Source organism: Rhodococcus sp. BP-316 (genome assembly GCF_019836105.1).
Lineage (GTDB): Bacteria > Actinomycetota > Actinomycetes > Mycobacteriales > Mycobacteriaceae > Rhodococcoides.
Genome location: NZ_JABUEE010000018.1, coordinates 2,501 through 5,370, shown reverse-complemented (window position 1 = coordinate 5,370; position 2,870 = coordinate 2,501). Strand labels below are relative to the sequence as shown.

At 56.5% G+C, this 2,870-nt stretch carries 2 rRNA genes (1 of these 2 cut by a window edge); both read right to left on the bottom strand.

What is annotated here, in order from left to right:
• Positions 1-2: 2 nt before the first annotated feature.
• A 5S ribosomal RNA gene (rrf, locus tag HQ312_RS21740) occupies positions 3-119 on the bottom strand.
• 143 nt (positions 120-262) lie between these two features.
• A 23S ribosomal RNA gene (locus tag HQ312_RS21735) occupies positions 263-2,870 on the bottom strand; it runs 625 nt beyond the window's last position.

The following is a 2,870-nucleotide window of genomic DNA, read 5'->3' as shown; positions in this document are numbered from 1 at the left end:
TTGTTCGGCGGTGTCCTACTCTCCCACACCCTGTCGGGTGCAGTACCATCGGCGCTGGAGGGCTTAGCTTCCGGGTTCGGAATGGGTCCGGGCGTTTCCCCTCCGCTATGGCCACCGAAACTCTGTGAAACAACAGAGCACGAGGCACACACGTTTCCTGTCACCGGTGCTGCTGGTGATGGATCGGTGGTGCGGGTTTCAGTTATCTGCTGACCAACTCGTGTGTTGTCTCAGATACTGCACAGTGGACGCGTAGCTTCTTTGTGGTAAGTCCTCGGCCTATTAGTACCAGTCACCTGCACCCATTGCTGGGCTTCCAGTTCTGGCCTATCAACCCGGTGGTCTGCCGGGGGCCTTACCCCCTCGAGGGGGTGAGAAACCTCATCTTGGAACAGGCTTCCCGCTTAGATGCTTTCAGCGGTTATCCCTTCCGAACGTAGCTAACCAGCGGTGCTCCTGGTGGAACAACTGGCACACCAGAGGTTCGTCCGTCCCGGTCCTCTCGTACTAGGGACAGCCTTCCTCAAGTTTCTGACGCGCGCGGCGGATAGAGACCGAACTGTCTCACGACGTTCTAAACCCAGCTCGCGTGCCGCTTTAATGGGCGAACAGCCCAACCCTTGGGACCTACTCCAGCCCCAGGATGCGACGAGCCGACATCGAGGTGCCAAACCATCCCGTCGATATGGACTCTTGGGGAAGATCAGCCTGTTATCCCCGGGGTACCTTTTATCCGTTGAGCGACACCGCTTCCACTTGCCGGTGCCGGATCACTAGTCCCGACTTTCGTCCCTGCTCGACTTGTCAGTCTCACAGTCAAGCTCCCTTGTGCACTTGCACTCGACACCTGATTGCCAACCAGGCTGAGGGAACCTTTGGGCGCCTCCGTTACATTTTGGGAGGCAACCGCCCCAGTTAAACTACCCACCAGGCACTGTCCCTGAACCAGATCATGGTCCGAGGTTGAGGTATCCAATACGATCAGAGTGGTATTTCAACAACGACTCCACACACACTGGCGTGCATGCTTCACAGTCTCCCACCTATCCTACACAAACCGAACCGAACACCAATACCAAGCTGTAGTGAAGGTCCCGGGGTCTTTTCGTCCTGCCGCGCGTAACGAGCATCTTTACTCGTAATGCAATTTCGCCGAGTCTATGGTTGAGACAGCTGAGAAGTCGTTACGCCATTCGTGCAGGTCGGAACTTACCCGACAAGGAATTTCGCTACCTTAGGATGGTTATAGTTACCACCGCCGTTTACTGGGGCTTAAATTCTCAGCTTCGCTCCCGAAGGAACTAACCGGTCCTCTTAACCTTCCAGCACCGGGCAGGCGTCAGTCCGTATACATCGTCTTACGACTTCGCACGGACCTGTGTTTTTAGTAAACAGTCGCTTCTCACTGGTCTCTGCGACCCACACCAGCTCAGGAAGCACGTTCCATCACCAGCAGGGGTCCCCCTTCTCCCGAAGTTACGGGGGCATTTTGCCGAGTTCCTTAACCATAGTTATCTCGATCGCCTTGGTATTCTCTACCTGATCACCTGTGTCGGTTTGGGGTACGGGCCGTGTACCAGCTCGCTAGAGGCTTTTCTCGGCAGCATAGGATCACTGAATTCGCCTCATTCGGCTATGCATCACCTCTCAGGCTGTGTGAGACCCGGATTTGCCTAGGTCTCGCCCTACAGGCTTACACCAGTGTTACCACTGACTGGCTCAGCTACCTTCCTGCGTCACCCCATCGCTTGACTACTACCAGGAAAGGTCCCGTGCATCACCACACCCGGCACCCGAAGGTGCTCCTGGCGGCTCTGGACGGTTAGTACTCCTGATTCATCATGGGCGCGGATACACGGGTACGGGAATATCAACCCGTTGTCCATCGACTACGCCTGTCGGCCTCGCCTTAGGTCCCGACTCACCCTGGGCGGATTAACCTGGCCCAGGAACCCTTGATCATTCGGCGGACGAGTTTCTCACTCGTCTTTCGCTACTCATGCCTGCATTCTCACTCGCGTGGCCTCCACACCTGGATCACTCCGGCGCTTCCCTGGCCACACGACGCTCCCCTACCCACCCACACACCTGCCGGAACCCTCGCAAGGGAACCGGGGGCTGTTGTGTGAGTGCCGCGGCTTCGGCGGTGTACTTGAGCCCCGCTACATTGTCGGCGCAAAATCACTTGACCAGTGAGCTATTACGCACTCTTTCAAGGGTGGCTGCTTCTAAGCCAACCTCCTGGTTGTCTTCGCGACTTCACATCCTTTTCCACTTAGTACACGCTTGGGGGCCTTAGCCGGCGATCTGGGCTGTTTCCCTCTCGACTACGAACCTTATCGCCCGCAGTCTCACTGCCGCGCTCTCACATCCTGGCATTCGGAGTTTGGCTGATTTCGATAAGCTTGTGGGCCCTCTAGACCATCCAGTAGCTCTACCTCCAGGATGAAACACGCGACGCTGCACCTAAATGCATTTCGGGGAGAACCAGCTATCACGGAGTTTGATTGGCCTTTCACCCCTACCCACAACTCATCCCCTCAGTTTTCAACCTAAGTGGGTTCGGGCCTCCACGACGTCTTACCGTCGCTTCACCCTGGCCATGGGTAGATCACTCCGCTTCGGGTCTAGAGCATGCGACTGAAACGCCCTATTCGGACTCGCTTTCGCTACGGCTACCCCACACGGGTTAACCTCGCCACATACCACTAACTCGCAGGCTCATTCTTCAAAAGGCACGCCANCGCCCTATTCGGACTCGCTTTCGCTACGGCTACCCCACACGGGTTAACCTCGCCACATACCACTAACTCGCAGGCTCATTCTTCAAAAGGCACGCCATCACCCCCAGTGACAAGTCACTCGAAGGC